This is a genomic window from Solemya velum gill symbiont (assembly GCF_002020255.1).
Classification (GTDB): domain Bacteria; phylum Pseudomonadota; class Gammaproteobacteria; order Chromatiales; family Chromatiaceae.
In genome coordinates this window covers 37,319-54,239 of the sequence record NZ_MPQG01000018.1, presented here as the reverse complement: position 1 = coordinate 54,239, position 16,921 = coordinate 37,319, and the positions used below count along the sequence as shown (strand labels likewise).

The 16,921-nt window shown below is 43.2% G+C and carries 12 protein-coding genes; 4 read left to right on the top strand and 8 right to left on the bottom strand.

The features are described from left to right. Positions 1–67 precede the first annotated feature (67 nt). The 3 genes from BOW06_RS11150 to BOW06_RS11140 form a co-directional block, all read right to left on the bottom strand. Positions 68–835: a hypothetical protein gene (locus BOW06_RS11150; RefSeq protein ID WP_052132180.1), complete on the bottom strand. Its 768-nt coding sequence runs from the start codon at positions 833–835 to the stop codon at positions 68–70. A gap of 735 nt (positions 836–1,570) precedes the next feature. Next, positions 1,571–3,748: a CHAT domain-containing protein gene (locus BOW06_RS11145; protein ID WP_078462857.1), complete on the bottom strand. Its 2,178-nt coding sequence runs from the start codon at positions 3,746–3,748 to the stop codon at positions 1,571–1,573. 256 nt (positions 3,749–4,004) lie between these two features. Next, positions 4,005–9,134 (bottom strand): RecQ family ATP-dependent DNA helicase, encoded by a 5,130-nt coding sequence (locus BOW06_RS11140; protein ID WP_078455052.1) that lies wholly within the window; start codon positions 9,132–9,134, stop codon positions 4,005–4,007. Between the two features lie 907 nt (positions 9,135–10,041). On the opposite strand from BOW06_RS11140, the gene BOW06_RS12970 reads away from it, so the two are divergent. Then, entirely contained in the window at positions 10,042–10,602 is a 561-nt protein-coding gene (locus BOW06_RS12970; RefSeq protein ID WP_143556089.1) for a hypothetical protein, read from the top strand. 241 nt (positions 10,603–10,843) lie between these two features. Here the strand turns inward: BOW06_RS12970 and BOW06_RS11135 are convergent, their stop codons facing one another. The 4 genes from BOW06_RS11135 to BOW06_RS11120 all read right to left on the bottom strand — a co-directional run bounded on the left by BOW06_RS11135 (position 10,844) and on the right by BOW06_RS11120 (position 14,711). Then, positions 10,844–11,503: an outer membrane protein gene (locus tag BOW06_RS11135; protein ID WP_078454760.1), complete on the bottom strand. Its 660-nt coding sequence runs from the start codon at positions 11,501–11,503 to the stop codon at positions 10,844–10,846. Between the two features lie 341 nt (positions 11,504–11,844). Further along, a complete protein-coding gene (locus BOW06_RS11130) occupies positions 11,845–12,519 on the bottom strand; it encodes a hypothetical protein (protein WP_043117224.1) in 675 nt (224 codons plus the stop codon). A 41-nt stretch (positions 12,520–12,560) separates the two neighbouring features. Continuing rightward, positions 12,561–13,067, bottom strand: coding sequence for a GlcG/HbpS family heme-binding protein (locus BOW06_RS11125; protein WP_043117225.1), 507 nt, complete (start codon positions 13,065–13,067; stop codon positions 12,561–12,563). 387 nt (positions 13,068–13,454) lie between these two features. Further along, positions 13,455–14,711 carry a thioredoxin family protein gene (locus BOW06_RS11120; protein WP_052132182.1) on the bottom strand — a complete coding sequence of 419 codons (1,257 nt, stop codon included), beginning with the start codon at positions 14,709–14,711 and terminating at the stop codon, positions 13,455–13,457. A 167-nt stretch (positions 14,712–14,878) separates the two neighbouring features. Here BOW06_RS11120 and BOW06_RS11115 point away from each other — a divergent pair, with 167 nt between their 5' ends. Further along, the gene (locus BOW06_RS11115) at positions 14,879–15,196 is read left to right on the top strand and encodes a hypothetical protein (protein WP_043117226.1); all 318 of its coding nucleotides are present in this window, start codon (positions 14,879–14,881) and stop codon (positions 15,194–15,196) included. Positions 15,197–15,210: 14 nt separating this feature from the next. Then, entirely contained in the window at positions 15,211–15,711 is a 501-nt protein-coding gene (locus BOW06_RS11110) for a macro domain-containing protein (protein WP_078453379.1), read from the top strand. Between the two features lie 21 nt (positions 15,712–15,732). Here BOW06_RS11110 and BOW06_RS11105 read toward each other — a convergent pair whose 3' ends face one another. Next, the gene (locus BOW06_RS11105) at positions 15,733–16,224 is read right to left on the bottom strand and encodes a putative molybdenum carrier protein (protein ID WP_043117228.1); all 492 of its coding nucleotides are present in this window, start codon (positions 16,222–16,224) and stop codon (positions 15,733–15,735) included. Between the two features lie 81 nt (positions 16,225–16,305). Here BOW06_RS11105 and BOW06_RS11100 point away from each other — a divergent pair, with 81 nt between their 5' ends. Next, complete coding sequence (locus tag BOW06_RS11100) at positions 16,306–16,920, top strand: DUF2846 domain-containing protein (protein ID WP_078462856.1); 615 nt, start codon at positions 16,306–16,308, stop codon at positions 16,918–16,920. The last annotated feature ends 1 nt before the right edge of the window (position 16,921 follow it).

Here is a 16,921-nt window from a genome sequence, read left to right as displayed (position 1 = left end):
GGGCTATCGCCCTCCAGCTCCTGAATCCATCATTCCACTGGAGCTGAAACCGGCGATGAACTAACATTCAAACCGGACCACTTGCTGGGGGCAGGTCAGTTTTCTGTTTATCGTTGTGATGTCGTATTCCGAAATTGTTTGCAATATTGAATAAGTCCTTTTCATCCTTATTGGTTAGAAGTTCTTGTACTTGTGGTTTTAGATACTCCAAGACATCTGCCAGGTCTCTAACAGCTTGGCGTCGGTCATCAATGCTAGAATCATGCCTGCGAAAATTTGTGGTCGCAGCGTTAATCCTACCTATGACATTAGTATCTTTTGATGGTACATCTGCGGTGAAAATCTGCTCAAATCCCTGCTCTGGCTGATGAAGAACCTCACCTTTTGATGAAAGTTCAAATTTATTCTTGTAGTGCGCAAGAACCGAATTAATTTTTTCTCGATAGAATTTTTTCCCTTCCTCTTTGTTGAAGGTTTCCCAGTGCATGCCACACCCACCATAGGAGTGCATTGTCCCGTCGATGGGCTTAGAGACGTAATGATATAGAAATTCGATCACATCAAGAAAGTCATCTTCGGAATAACTTGAAGCGTACTCGGATATCGGCCATAAATTCTTCTTCCGGATTCCTAGAAGCATTTCAAGCTCTATATCTTTTACATTACCTTCGATATGGTCTGCGTCTATGCACCAATAACCGAAAGCCTCATCAAAATATCCATCTGATCTAAGCTGATCGAATATTCGTGAGAACAAGTCAATGGTATCTTCTAAAGGAAGACCTTCTAAATTTGGATTAGAGCCTGTTCTTTGTGAGTAATATTTATGTGTCATACTACTTCCTCACGCCTAACTTTGACAGAGAAGGCCTATTGGTTCATGCAAAATGAACAAAGATGTCCGAAAATAACTAAAGGCAATATTTTTTGTCTAAATTAATGTCCGAGAATGATTTTTTTCGTTATTTTCATATTGATGTTTCAAACTGGATATAGGCATCCTACCCCATCACATTCTGATTTTCTTTTGGATTTTGGTGAAGTTTGAATGCCAATTACTAGCCATAAGCGGAAATTTATTGGGTATATTTCTAGGTACATTCCCTAGCTTACTACATTGCCACACAACTCTTTCCAAGTCTGCTAAATTATTGATTCAATGCATTTCATTGAGTTACGGGCACCTACAGCTAGACCAAGCCAGAAATCGTAATCGGATGAGCAATCAGTAGGTTATGAATTCCTCAAAGGCATTCAGATTAATATGGGTACATTTCTAGTTACATAAGCCTGCTAACAAAATGCCCGCATCTAATAATCTCTGTGGATACTGCCCATTCCACATACACCTTGTAGATACTCAGATATTATCTGTTTAATTACAGCTAGGACGACCTTCACTGTCAATAAACATCTCTATTCAGAAATGGAAGGTAGTGTAGGAAAGCGAATTGAACTGATAAAGGCTATCGGTGTGCCGAATGTATCTTCTGATGATAACGACAATGAATAAAACCGTGGAGAGAGCTAATAATATCGTGGCAGAAAAAACCATAGATAAGAAATGCAATCATTGAAAGAAAGCGGAAGAACCTGCGTGGGCTAGCAAACTATAATCAATATTTTGGTTTGTCAGCCTTTCAAGCAAAACTTGACCATCATCGACCTGTTCCTCAACTATTTGAAGAATCTGACCTCTGTCTAGCAAGAAATCATTGAGAGTGCATACATACCCTTCAAAGAAACTGGAAGTTTTTGATAAGTTAACTGCATATAAAGCACCGAATAATGCTGCCGACCAAGGATTAACTGGCCATAAATGCGAAATCACACACTGCGAAGGATTTGATAATGCTGGTGCAAAACTCAGACGAGGTAAGCCACCAAGATTCGAATATGTTGCTCCATCGCATACATTGAATAGAAGCAATCTACGATTATCGTGGTTTGGTACATCTAGTCTCAATATCTCGTCGAGTGAGATCGACACCCCTTGTTCGATTTCTATTGATGCGGCTCCTGGTTTCCAATGGTCAAATTCCCCATGAGACATTAACCAAATCAAGTCGTATTTATCTCCTTGATAAATTTCCTTGAACTGCTCGACAGTTGTTGAATCAGAGGGAAAATAATCAACGCCTATGCCATGTTTAGTGAATATGGAACTCACGGCATTTACTTCTATGTCTTCTGTGATTGAACCTGCACCGCACCACATACATATTCTTCCTACCTTTCTATCAGCGAATGGCTTTTCCAAACTTACTGCATAAGGCCAAGTAACTGAGAGATATTTATTTAACAGATACTGGATGGGTTGTTGATGAGACGGAATTGATATATAACCTCGAATGTTTTTAAGAGACTGTTTCTCACAGCATGCTTTGAGGTTACGAAGATCATAAAATTCAACTAGTTGTCTTTCAAATTCATCCGAAGCAGTGTCACTTGGCACCCCGAATCTTCCCTCTTCAGGCACATTTAATACAAAATCAGACACCATACCAACTGAGCATGAAATTCCAAGAAAATCATTTGCAGTAGCCATCATAGTCTGAAGCTCGTTACCCTGATTACGTTCAATAACCAGGCTTTTACCCTCAATTGAATAAATCAACGAAAAAGCATAGTTTGGATAAAAAACCAATAATTCTTCTGACTTAAGAGGATTATTTGGTTCAGTCAAATACCAAGAATGTAAAATCGTAATAGCCAATTCTGCTCTGCCATTTCTTATACATGTCCCTATAAAAGGACCTATAAGGCTAACTAATCTGTCCGTTAATTTGTATAGTAGTAATTGGTTTCCTTTCGCATGCTCGACATTTAATTTATTTATCTTTTCTATTTCTCGAATTGCAATATCAACATTAATATTAATACTTTCTGGATCGGCCCAATTAATTCCATCAAGCGATAGTTGAAGAGTTTGATGGCCTTTCAGTAGATGTGGATATGTTTCTAATGCTTCTTGTGCCCATTCCCAGCTATTGCGTGATGTGTATCTTCCAACCACTGTAGACATCGCAACTAGAAAGTTGCATCTTAGCTGTTCTGGTGCTAGTTCGTTTACAGCTATATCTTCCATTACCTTGACGATTTCCCAAATACGCGGGTCATCATAATTTGCTGACCAACACGCCATCTGAGAATAAGCATCAGAAAAATTGTCGACACAGTTCAAGTGCAATGCTCTGATGCTGATGTCTAAGGACCACTGCAGTATTTCTTTTCCAACGTCAGGAATTGCAGAAAGCGACCTAGCCATATAATAAAAGCCACTGATCCATCTCGATATGACACAGGGATTCAATATATCTACGAGCACAGGGTGCTTAATAAATGATACTAATCTAATTACCTCAAATTCCTTGACTTGAGCATCACTTAAATCATCACAAAGTGAATATGCTACCCAGTTATATGACTCCTGATGCCAACCCACGTTGACATAATAATCAAGAGGTAATATTGTTATATTGAACTGAATATAATTGAGTACAAAAACACCTTCCACATCCCCTATCTTTCTTTTAGAATCGACAATATCCAGCAATATTATTTTTGTACATTCGATTACATAATCTATATTTCCAGACATAACATTCACGTTCTGGAAGGAAAACACAGTATCAATTAACTCAGTGACATCATGAGGAATTGAAAATTCAAAATCTTTTTCCCAGTTTAATTTGATAGATCCAGACAAATGGTTGTGAGTATGAGGAAGTAATTCTCGTATCTTCAATCAATTCTCCTTATTTACAGTTATAACTATTCAATAATCCATTTAGAGGAACTTGTTACATAAGCTCAATTGCATCGTAAATACTTCCTCCATAACCAGAATACGAGGTGATAAGGCATCTGTAGGTTTCATATTAACTACGGACCTTCAGGTAATTAAAGGTACATTAGAAGTAACACAAATCATTCTAATCAGGTGAATTTGGTCCTTTAGCGATTCTCCTTCTCTCAAATACTCAATATTGAATTCATTTCCGCTAGTTGCTGTGTTTTTCAAAGACAAATTCAGGTAATACAATTTCCCATTCATCACAGCTCACATTATTTTGATATTGTGGATCAGTCATTTCTCTTGATCTCGTTAGTATGGCTGCGACTGTGGCACGGATTAATGATGTGTTTTCTGGGAATTGATAAGCCCTTGATAACCGGCCAACCACATGTCCATTTTCATCAGTCAGTTCCCATTTTCCATTATTATTTTTTACCTTCAAATTATCCCCGGTAGTTATATACGCAATAGACTTGTGAACTTTATTCGATTCGTTGAATCTCCCAGCAAAACCAATATCAATATCCCTCATAGTCAATGTTTGATAGTGTTTATTTAGACCTGAGTTGGATTCTCGATGGCCCATGTCCAAATGATGCAGTGTGGATTGGCGTCCGATTAGGGCATTGTTTAATTGCGATCCATTGGGCGCATGTATAAGGGTCAAAGTTTCTTTCGCTCGCGTCATCGCAACGTAATAGAGTCGTCTTGGTGAATCTTGATCTTCCTCTCTTCCAACTCTATCCCAGTTGCCACCTAAGACCGCCACATGATCAAACTCTAAGCCTTTTGCTCGGTGTGCGACGAGCAACAATAGGCCTTTTTGTTGTCTGCGCACTTCTCTACCCCATTCAGCTAGCCACTCAATAAGGTAGTGAGTGGGCAACTCTGACTCATCTACTTCAATTAAATATTCAGCGAGCGCTTCAGAGAGCAGTTCCCACCAATAACCTTTAGGACAGCTCTTTAACCAATTGTTGATTGCATCTTTGTCGATGAGACGTGAGTCCCTATTTCTTAGCCATTGAACAAATTCTTGTGTTTCGCGAAGCCTCCAAAATTGAGGCATATCATCATTAGCCATCTGAACGGGTATTGTATGTTTTTCACAATATGCCCGAACCGAATCGAGAGAGCGCCAATCGCGCGCAATCACTGCCGTAGTGGACCAGTCCCAGTTATCCTTGAGTGATGCTAGACGCTGTAACTCTTGCATCACCATGATTGCTTGATCTATAGGGTTAGAATTGGCCTGCAGAATATTTACACGTCCCTTTGTAACAGGATCAATTCCTTCCCATGTACCACCAGGTTTTTCACTCTCACGTACTGCATTGATGGTAATTGGATGATAGACTTTCATCCGTTCAAGTGCAGGCGCTATCATTGCATTTGAGGCATCGATAATGTGTCGAGTTGAACGATAATTTTCAGTCAAATAACTTGGCTTAGCTTTATAGTCATCTTCAAAACGGCGGATATATTCAACTGAAGCACCATTAAATGCATAAATATTCTGGTCATCATCACCGACAGCAAATAAAGTCAGTTGGCGATCCTCATCCAGTGTTCTTCCAGCTAGTGAAGCAATTAACTCGTACTGCTCTTCACCAATATCTTGATATTCATCTACAAGTATCCAGCGAAAACCTGAAAGCAGACGATCCCTCTGTACATCTGCATCTTCAGGAGGCAAATCCTCTCCTTTGAGTAACGCAATAGCTTGGTCAAGAACTTCCTTGAAAACATCGCCTTCCATATTTGCACGATTTTCAAATGACGCACCAACGAGCCGCATTGCTAGTGCGTGGCAGGTAAGCACAGTGACACCTTTTGCATCATCACCAATTAAATCAAATAGACGCCGACGTATCTCAATTGCTGCATGTCGATTATATGCAAGCGCTATGATCCCACGTGGATTTTCACGACGAACACGAATCAAATAAGCAATACGATGGACAAGAACTTTTGTCTTCCCAGACCCTGGACCAGCAAGTACTAGAACGTTCGTTTGTTCTCTAGTATCAGAAACAATTTTTTCTTGTGTTTTATTGTTCAGTGATTCGACAATTCGTTGCCAAGACTCTGGCGTTGTCTGAAGTTCCAGTTGTTTTTCATGCCCTGGCATCCACTTCTTGATGAAATCATCTTGCTTCAATAGAAAATAATCCATCGAAAGCCGCAATGCCTCGGCCATCGTTTCAAGACCATGTTCAGCATATGCAGCCATCACATGTATTTGAAGGACCTGCTCATCATAATGCCCCTGAAGTATTTGAAAGTCCGTTTTTAAGAAATTTTTCTTTCCCTCTTTAATATGTAGAGTCATTGCCGGTCTAAATACTGCAAGTCCTTTATTGAGGCGAATAACTTCCATTTCATGAAGCCAGAGCAATGATCGATCTAGCACTTTCTGCGTATTGAGCTGCATTGACTTCAATTCGATATCATTATCAAGAACTCGGACAAGTTCACCTATGGTTGTTTCAGCTAACAGGTCCTTGCCTTTATGCCCACTGGGAATCGTTGATACTAAATATTCCAATATCAACCTTGCAGCTTTTCTCCGAATTGATGCAGTTTGTTCCGTATATGGCCATGACCGCTGCAATGTGACCTGTATTCTTTCTCGATCAAGATTTTTAATCGCCAGGCTGCCCACACCACCAATTTCGTTCCTTCCATCCATAGAAAGACTTCGGATAATCCGACGCACAAATTCAGGAAATACACGCTCAACATTCATATCTTTGAGCCTCTGTGCAGCAACCCGCGTTTGGAGTACAGATGCATCACCCTGCCCTAACTCACCATGCTCTTCGCGCATAAGGTTAATTAAAGCTGTTTCTAACTGCTCAGCCTGATCAAGAAGCTTTTTAGAGTTATTCGCAACACCGACATGCACATAGGCAGTGAGTGCCGTATCGTTACTCGCAATACCCAGATTTTCAAGGTCAAAGAATGCTCGACGAAGCTCTTCTGTATTTAAGCCAGAAACAGCCATCAATTCATCCGTAGAAATACCTTCATCGGCATTGGCACCAATCAGATTTTGAATTAGAGAGATCAGCTGCTTACGGTATTTCGGTTCTTGAATTTTATCGAGCTTCTTGTTCGCCTCATCGATAGAAGAAACGCGTAGTGACGATGGAAAGATTTGAACGAAGTTTTCTTCTCTAGAGAGAAGCTCAGCCTCTTCTAACCATAAGAGCGCCGTGCGCACGCGCGTATCATCAGTTGCAGAATCTCTTGTAACGACGCCCTCATCTTCCTCTGCAAGAATCTCACCAGATGTTGCAATGATATTCCCCTGCTTGTGCTTATGGCTGTCTAGTCGCCGAACAGATCGAAGGAACGCTTTAATTTCACTCAACGTGAGACGTGAGCGTGCTGACATGCCAAACTGGCGCTCAATGTCATCTTGCGTGTACAGTAAAACACAGCGAGCTTCCTCGCGGTCACGCCCTGCACGTCCAGCTTCTTGTAAATAATTTTCAAGCGACCCTGGTATATCGGCATGAATCACTACTCGCACATCGGGCTTATCAATACCCATCCCAAATGCATTTGTCGCAGCAATGACCTTCAACTTTCCTTGGATAAATTGTCCCTGGACATCCTTTTTTGTTTGAGGAGGTAAATTTGCATGGAAATAATCGGCCCGAAGCCCTTTTTCTTTGAGAAATTTTGCGACCTCTTCAGTTTGCTTACGTGTTGCACAATAAATGATCGCCCCGCCTTCCTGACTCTCGGGTAGCTCCTTTTCTAGGATGCTATAAATATGAGCGTATTTCTTTCCAGAAGTTGTAGAGACAACTGAAAATGAAAGATTTGTACGATTAGCACCGCCGTCAAATACCTTGAGCGTCACACCGATCTTGTCTCGGAAATGACCAACTACATCCTCTATAACATCTGGTTTTGCTGTGGCAGTTAAACAAAGGATTGGAGGAATAGGACCATCATCTGCTTTTTCCTTGATGAATCGTCCAACGTAACGGTAATCCGGTCGAAAATCATGCCCCCACTTTGAAATACAATGAGCTTCATCAAGCACCCATGCCCCAATTTCACGTTGTGCGAGAACTTTTCTAAATGCCCGATTTCTCAGCTGCTCTGGCGAAACAATCAATATCCCGATATCGCCCAAGCGGACACGATCAAGGACATCTGATCGTTCAGGCATGGAAAGTAATCCATTGAGTGCCGCACAACTTGTTATTCCCTTGGCTTCTAAGCCAGCAACCTGATCAGCCATCAAAGCAACTAGAGGGGAAATTACTACTGTAAGCGCACCTGTTTTATCAAAACGCGACAGCGCTGGAATTTGATAGCACAACGACTTACCGGTACCCGTAGGAAGAATCCCGAGTACGTGCTCACCTCGCATTGCAGCAGTCACGATTAATTTTTGTAGAGAATTACCATTTTCATCAGAAGGCTCTGGCCTATAGTCATCAAAGCCAAACCAACGCTGTAACTCTTTTGTTGGGTTATGGCGTTCAGTACACCATGAACAACTGGGATCATCGCATGGCTCATCACGAAGTTTTTTCACAAGCCGGCCAGCATCTGGAAATTGATGACGTACCCATGGAGGCATAACCGAATTACCACCAGCCACGGACAACCAAGCTAATACATAGGCTAATGGCATCAGGTGTTTTTCTATTGTATTCAGCAGCTCTCCTACAGCTGTTTTGCATGACCTTGGAAGCAGGTAATCACTGATAATTTTTTTCGCGTGTGTGTCTTTTGGTCGTGTTTGCTTCCGAATTGCTGAAAAGAATAAGTTAACAGCAGATTGTTTATCATCTGCTGTCGTTAACCAGTGCCACGCTTCGATTAAATTCGGATCACTCTGGCTAATCTTTTGAAAGGCTTCGCGTTGATCAGCAAATACTTGCAGTGTTAGTCTCGCATCTAGTTCAGGATCATTCAGTTGCCCCCTGCTAAGCTGCCCGTCCTGGTAATGCTTTACAAGATGATGATATGGATTCTTAGGGAAGGCCAGCGGATTAAGTTGCAGCGTATCGACGGCTGGGAGATCAAGCAATTTGAGATCAGGTTTTGCAGCCTGTAGATGAGGGATATCAAATGCAATGATATTGTGGCCCAGGAGAAAGCTTACTCCCTCAGAAAAAGCATCGAGTGCCTCGAGCTCAGCATCAAGCTTATTTTTTCCTTTAACATAAGAATCACCTGTATCGCCACGGACACCGGCGAACTGATGAATGATTGAGTCTTTAAGACCAACCTCAAGATCAACAGACAAACAACGTGGGTGAAATTCAGCTGAAGTCTTCGTTCGCGCATCGTCAGCCTCAGCCATCCGCACTCTCCGTTTGACACCAGTTGTGTGCTACAGATGAGTAAACTTTTAAATGAAGACCTCTAGTTCTTACCCAGGCCAAAATATTCAGTGGCATTGTTATTCTTTCCCTGAGTTTTACTTGAATGCTTAGACTTCAAGCATGCACTAATCTCTAGAGATGAACATACCACAAAATCAATGAATTAAAGCAGTTTTTAGGGGGGATTCCCTGGCATATTACTTGTAGATATTTGTTAGAAAACCTTCTCAGACTTGATCAGAAAAGCGGCTTTTTATAATAGAGAACTAGAACATCGACTATCTTCTTAGGAGCTTGATCGACTAGGACAACTATAGTTCTCATTCATGCCGAGAGCAGGCATGCTTTGGGTACATTTCTAGGTACATCCCCTAGTTTATTTCATTGCTCCACAACTCTTTGCAAGTCTGCTAAGCTATTGATCCAAAGCGTTTCATTGAGTTACGTGCACCTATGATATGACCTCGCCTGGTTTCGTAATCAGTAGGTCGGCGGTTCAATTCCGCCCAGTGGCTCCATTTTATCAATTACTTATAATTTTACGCTTCCTAAATGGCTAGAGATTAATTACATATAGGCACTTATGTAGGCACTTTTTGTGTACGCTATACCCTGCCCTCTGTTGCAACCTGTGCCCCCCCTACTCACACCATCTTCAGAGTCATGCAAGGAATGACTGTTTTCGGCCAGAAGCGGGCATCTGACAAAATACAGACCGAGTGTCCGTTATTGATGACTAGCGGTCTGTTAGATATTGAGCGATTTCCGCTAACAGCAATTAGCAGTCATTGGCGAGAGTGATATTCAAGCTCGTTTCGTCTGATAGGTGTCGCTATTAGATATCAACAGTGGGACAAGAAGATTAATGCCATTGATAATTAATATATGAAATATGTTCATCTATTTGCCGCAGTTATTTTACCGTTAGCTTTAATGGCTTGTGTGCCTGCCGCTGAAACCTATTATCGCCCTTCTGTTAAAGGAGGAGAGATTTCTACTGGACATTGTGTGCCAACTGAAAGTCTGTCTCTATTTAAGGTTGGTGATTTATCAGTAAGAGTAAGGTCCTTCATTATCAGTCATATAAATACTGTGCAAGTCAGACTGGAATTAAAACCCTCAGCAGGACAGCGCATTTATTTTGTATCAGATGAGTTTTTAATTCGTAATTTAGATCAAGATATAGGTGCGCCTATAAGTCGTCTACTAGACGTGCATCGTGAAGATATGGTGGAATCTCCTACTGTGCCTTTTCCAGTAAAAGAAGTTTCTCTATCACCTTATTGGGAGTTGAATTTCAGTATACGTGTGCATTTTCCATTTGATGATATTGAGCATTTTGAGTTGGTTAGCCCACCAATAGTTATTGATGGAAAAAAATATGAATTTCCACCGATACAGTTTGAACAGAAAATTTGGGCGGGTATTGGTCCATTTAACTGTTAATAAATAAAGTCTACTTTTTCCAGTTAATTGCAGGATGCTGATAAAATTTGACTGTCGGAAAAGGTAACACAGCAGCCAGTCGCTCGTATCTCCTGACTTCCGCTATTACCACGAAGAAGACAATAACTGATGGGATTTCGCAACGCATTCAATGACCGCTTTGGGTCGGAACCGGTCGTTCACAGTAATGAAAAACGGGGCCCGAAGGCCCCGTTATTACTAGTCAAGTTAACGAAATGGTTCAGAATTTCATCTTCAAGCCAACTTGTACGATATGTGTAGAAAAATCCGTTGAAATATCTGTGTCTTCATTATCAGTCACATCAATGCTGTCCATGTTCATGTATTTATATACACCGACAAGGCTTGTGGTATCGGAAAGTGCATACTCGACACCTGCACCAACCTGCCAAGCAAAACCTGAATCGCTGTCATCAATACCATTGTTTCCACCTAGGTCAAAACTTGTATCAATGCTGGCTTTTGCATAACCCAAGCCTGCACCAACAAATGGTCTCAGGGGGCCTTCACCGAAAGAATACCAGCCATTTAACATCAGGGCAGTTACAGAAATATCACCGTTTGTATCTGCCTCATCAAAAGGAGCAGAAGCATCAGGAAAAGACAGCAATCCCGTATCACCATTCAAGTATGACAGCTCCACTTCAGCACTGAAATTCCCATACTGATTACCAATTGCCGCAGAAAAAGCAAGCCCATTATCAAGGTCAATTTTTCCTTTATAGTAATCATCTGCTGGATCAATATCCTGCGTAAAATCGACATCGTTATTAAATGATCCACCTATCAAAAGGTTTGCATACATGCCAGATGATGCGAACGCTGATCCGGAAGCAGACATCGTAATAGCAACTGTTGCAGCAATAATGTTCTTTTTCATTCTTTCCACCTATAGCAATATTGTAAGAAACAACCTGGAGACCAACAAAAAGCCCTCAATTCATCTTATAAATGTAGCCCAGAATAAATCAGCAACCCATGAAAATTCACAGTTTTCCTTCTCCTCATAAAATGAGTTTGGTTAACCTAGGCCGAATATTGTGACGATCCTGTATTGAAGTGGTTTTTAATGTCCGTTTTTGGCCGGAAGCAGGCATTGGCATGGATCCCCGATTCAGCATGGATGAATGACCACTATCATTCCAAAGCGATTATTAAAAACCCCGCTGTAGCAGGGTCTTGTAGTATGTCAGTTGAATAATAAACAGCTTGGCAAATAAATTAGTCCGCTGCAAAGCAATAAATCAAACCCGCACCACCGGTAGCTTGAAGATTTTTCAGGCTGCACCCCCGGGACTGGTGCGAGAAATTCCATGACTTTGACCAACTATCACTATTGAGACCAGTTACATCATGATGACCAACAACAGCTGAACCTTTGTCGTTACTGGTCCAGTCTTTACACGTGGTATCAGTGAAGGGGGCAAACGCTGTTCCGTCAGAGCGTGATCCAGTCAATATGTCATGCTCGTTTGGTTTATCACCACGATCCTTTACCAGATTCCCCTTTTCGCTCAGTGCTGTCTCTTTATTCATAGTGTTGTTGCTGTGCAATTGCTCAACATCACTGGCGATCAGCACCCCTTTTGCATTGTGCCAGGGGCCATTTCCGATACGATCACGAGCATGAACTGCGGCAACACTGTTTTCAGGATTTTTGAAGTCAATTTTTCCACTCGTGCTGAGGTAAGCACGCCAGGTTTTATTGCCGGCACCTGCAGTGGAAGCAAGTTTCTGGCAATGCGCATCCGCCCCATCCAGCCCACCAAAGTTTGCACCATCTCCTCCACCAACACTGGTAACGAAAAAGCTCATTGAGCTATCCATTGCAGTGGCTGTTACTGGCAATGCGACTGTTCCCAGACTGACTAATAACACCATTGTTGATTTTTTCATTTTTCCACCTACCTTTGTTTTCTTATCAGTTGTTATTAAATCTATTCGATAGCGAATTCAATCCTTTCGCTCAAATTTTCAAGGGCTTGCCTGGCACATGCGGCATCAAGTTCTCCACCAGGCGCACCACTGACGCCAACTGCACCTAGATTGTAGCCACCAGACGTGATTTTTACCCCTCCGACCATCACGATCAGCCCGTCAATGTGGTTAAGTTCAGGTCGTATATCTTGTCGTAACTCCCTGAACTCCCCACTATCAGACCATGACATCACGGTCATGTTCGCTTTACGTTCGGCTATTTCCAATGTGAAGCGAGCAGCCAGGTCATCGCGTAAGGCTGCGCGTAGAATGCCATACCGATCCACCACAACGGCACTTACGCTATAACCATCTTTACGGCAAGCCAATACAGATTCATAGGCAATATCCTGCGCCAGTTCCATGCCGATGTTCTGGCTGCTGACAACATCTGATGCATGAAGGGCCTGCGCAGCGCCCAAGCATAAAACAAACAACAGATTGTCAATATAGCGACATAATTTCATTATGAAATCCTCATGGCTGAATAGTGATGGTTTAGTTGATTTTTCGAGGTTAATCAAGTTCTCAACAATAGCTAAAGCCTATAAGGCATATCTGAATCTTTGAAATAATATATTACTACCGTCGCAATAGTGAATTTTGTTTATCGATAACCCAAAGAATTTTTCAGCTGTCTGATTAAGCTGGGAAATGCAGTTGTAATATCTACTTCCGGCTGAAAAGGTACCCCAGTCACCTGCAAGGCCAATGTAGGCATTACGGGCACCACTCCACGCATTACCATCAGCAAGGTTTCAATCATTGGCCTGCACCCTGTTTTTGGATTACTTGTTAACTTCCCATAAGGCTATTTTTCGCTCTTCTTGAAAATTCAAACAGTTTGATTGCATTCATACCATGGGGGGCCTTGGCGGTGCGATTTTTACAAACACCCAGGTTGCACTAATCGACCCTGCCAGCATCAAAATGACAATCCAGATTATGCTCAATGCCTCAGGAGCAAAAACCAGCAGCATACCCAGAACAAGCATCATGATTCCTGATAACAGCTTGAGTATCCGTCCTTCATGTTCCTGCAATTTTCGCTGCCCCAATGTGAAGACAAAAGCAGTCATGATGAGCATTAACGGCACGATATAGACAAAATTGTAGAGTAACAGGTAGAAATAATATTCCGCTGTACCTAGCTCATTGAGTGTCAGAAATCGGGTATACACCATGGGGAACCCAGCGGTGCACAGCAACTCATACAGATTCGCTGCCAATGCCAGCGACAGGGTAGCAGCAAGCATTGTCGGCATGGAGCCTTTCGCCAGCATGGTTCTCATACGCTTCATCAGCTTTCCGCGATTGCTCCCTGACATGGTCAGGGAGGCTCCGCGTTTGAACCAGAAATAGTCTTTGATATTGATCAACGATATTGTGATGGCGAGCAGGCCGGCGACCAGGGTCACAAGCGGCAAATGGCCGACTAAAGTAAACAGGTTAAGCCAGGCAGCCATGGCAGTGAAATAGACTATGCCTGAGATCAGGATAAAAAAACCACCAATAACAAGCATCCGTGCTCTTGATCCGGCATGTACAAGCAAACTGAGTAAAAACAGTAGAACGAAGAACGCACATGGGTTGAAGGAGTCCAACGCCGCAATTGCTATGGTGAATGCAGGCAGAGACCAGGCTTGCGGATCTATCTCGCCGATAAGTGGCAACACCAGTGGTTGAAGTGAACCCGATTCCGATTCCTGGCCATCGTCATGACATGACACAAGCCCTTCCCGCAGGCTCTGCTCAACCACACCGTTATCATCCCAACCGACCAGCATCCGGTTACAAAAAATAAATGCCGGTACACTTCTGGCCTCGTGTCCAATTTCTTGCGCCAGTCTCTGATAAACCAGGATATTTTCAGGCTGCCCGTCAATTCTCAAAGAGTGCAACTTTAGCCAGGGCATCTCGTTTGCGATCGACTCCACACGAGGATGGGCATCCTTGCAGTGCGGACACTTCGCAGACCAGAAGAACCACAAATCAACCATTTCATTACTGGCAGTGTGTTTATCCAACTGGGGCGATTCTGCTGCACCAACAGCATGAATTTGCGTACTGAATAGCAGTGTAAATAAAACCAGCAGCAGCTTGATATTCATCTCAACTCATTTCAATGTCGTGATCGGTTCAATAAACTCACTTACTAGTATATCGCTTGTTTTCCATCCGGTAATTTCATTGGAGCGGAGATTGACTGATCACGGAACAATCGACCTGATTACCAATCTAATACTAGACTGGGTATAGCAAATTATACGAGGATGTCATGAACAATAGACGCAGGGAATTCCTGAAAAACCTGGGCACTAAAAGCGCCAGTGTGGCAGTTGCAGTTGCTACACCCACAGCAGCTTATGCAAAAGATTTTTCAAGTGAAGTTAAGGTACTATCAGATAAACTTAAATCAGAAATGACTCAAAAAACTGCCATTCTTGGCGAGCAGGTCAGCAGGATTGGTCAGCGCGTGGAAACGATTGATATGCGAATGAGCTACCAGCAATTCCAACTGCACCTGATCTTTCTTCTACTGCTTATTTCATTCCTGATTGACGGTGGTTTCTCGGTAATCTGGCTGGCACACTGACACCCTCCCCCGACGTGCCTGTCACAATCCAGCTCGCCAACATTCTCGATCTGAATGTGGATGTGATCGTCAACTCTGCCCATCCGACACTGATGGCGGGCGGCGGAGTCTGCGGAGCGATTCATGCCGCTGCTGGCCCTGAACTTGAGCATGCCGCAATGTCTCTTGGCCCACTACAACCGGGACAAGCGATAGTTACACCAGGTTTCAATCTCAAGGCGCGTTATGTTATTCATGCTGTCGCTCCGGTTTACCGTAACGGTGATGCGGCCGAGGTGGCCAAATTGGCCGAAACCTATCGCTCCGCCCTTTCTCACCACGATCAACTCACTGACGTCAACAGCATCGCTTTTCCCTCAATCGGAACCGGCATCTATAACTGGCCAATTGAAATCGCCTCGGAAATCGCCATCAGGGAACTGTCCAAGAGCCAATTTGAACTGACTATCATGTGCGTCATGGACAAGAAGCTGCAACAGGCCTACCAGCAAGCACTCGACAAGGCATCGCAGTAAAACAGGTCTGGCGCCCTTCCTTTATGGATCAGTCAGAAGACTCTTCAGTAATTGAAATGTGTGCCTGTAGATTTCCGGGCACTTGCTCCCTCGCGGCCCTGCAACATTGAGGACAGCTATCCCTCTCTCTTGTAACCAGCTCAGTACGACATCCCTGTTTTCAAGAGCATCATCTTCAACCTGTATTACCAGGTACGGCTTATCAAGCGCCTCGGCGAATTCGTGTGTGGCCCGGGTTCCACCTCTCAACTCTCCCTGGTTGATGATCAGGGTACCGTCGCTATCGACAACGTTCTGCCTGGTACGCTGCCTGTAGTTGGCACTTGGCATCTCTACAAGAAGATACTTCGAATCCAGCTCCCCATCTTCTGCCAGGCGGCCTTTAGGGCACCAGCCACCATGTGGTATTCCATGCTCTATTGCATAATCGAGAGCTGCCCTGTCCGCACCGGTTTGACCACCAGAGACAATCCTTGTTATGTCTGTGCCCTGAATCAATCGTCTCTTTGCCATATGAATATCTCCTGCGGGGATAATGCCATCAATTCAGACTAAACTGCTAATAGGAGAACCAACAATCATGAGGCCAATAGGATGAATAGATATTATTTGGCTTTAGCGAGTAGTTTTCTGCTCACCCTGGCCGAATCAAATGCATTTGGTGGTGGGCTGAGCGACCTGAGACCGCATCAGGACAAAAATATCGACAAGCCAACAGTCAAACAGGAAAAAGCGGCCCAATGGAAGCATCCGGACATCCCGAGAGGTCAAGCGCTAATCTATATTGTGCGCCCTTCCAGATATAGTGGCAGTGCCAATACCTACAGAATCAGCATTAACGGCACACCGATCGCAGACCTGAAAACAGGCTTCTATTTTACCCATTTCATTCAACCTGGTGTTATCCGGATATCTGCCATGACCCGGGCAAACATCCTAATTTTTGGTCTCTCCCTGGCCATGATGGGTAAACCCGCAATGGAACTAAATACATCCAAAGGAGAAATCCACTTCATCGAGGTCGGAGTCGATTTTGCCGGTGGTCCATCACTCCAAGTGGTCGATGCCTCAACGGGTGAGTCATTCCTGTTAAAAGCCAAGAGAACCGAAACCTTTGAAGAAGCCGGAATCAAACCTGCGCCTGAGAACAGCACGAATGATGGCAAACCAAAAACGGGGCATGGAGGTGTTCCCTATCTACGCCATTGAT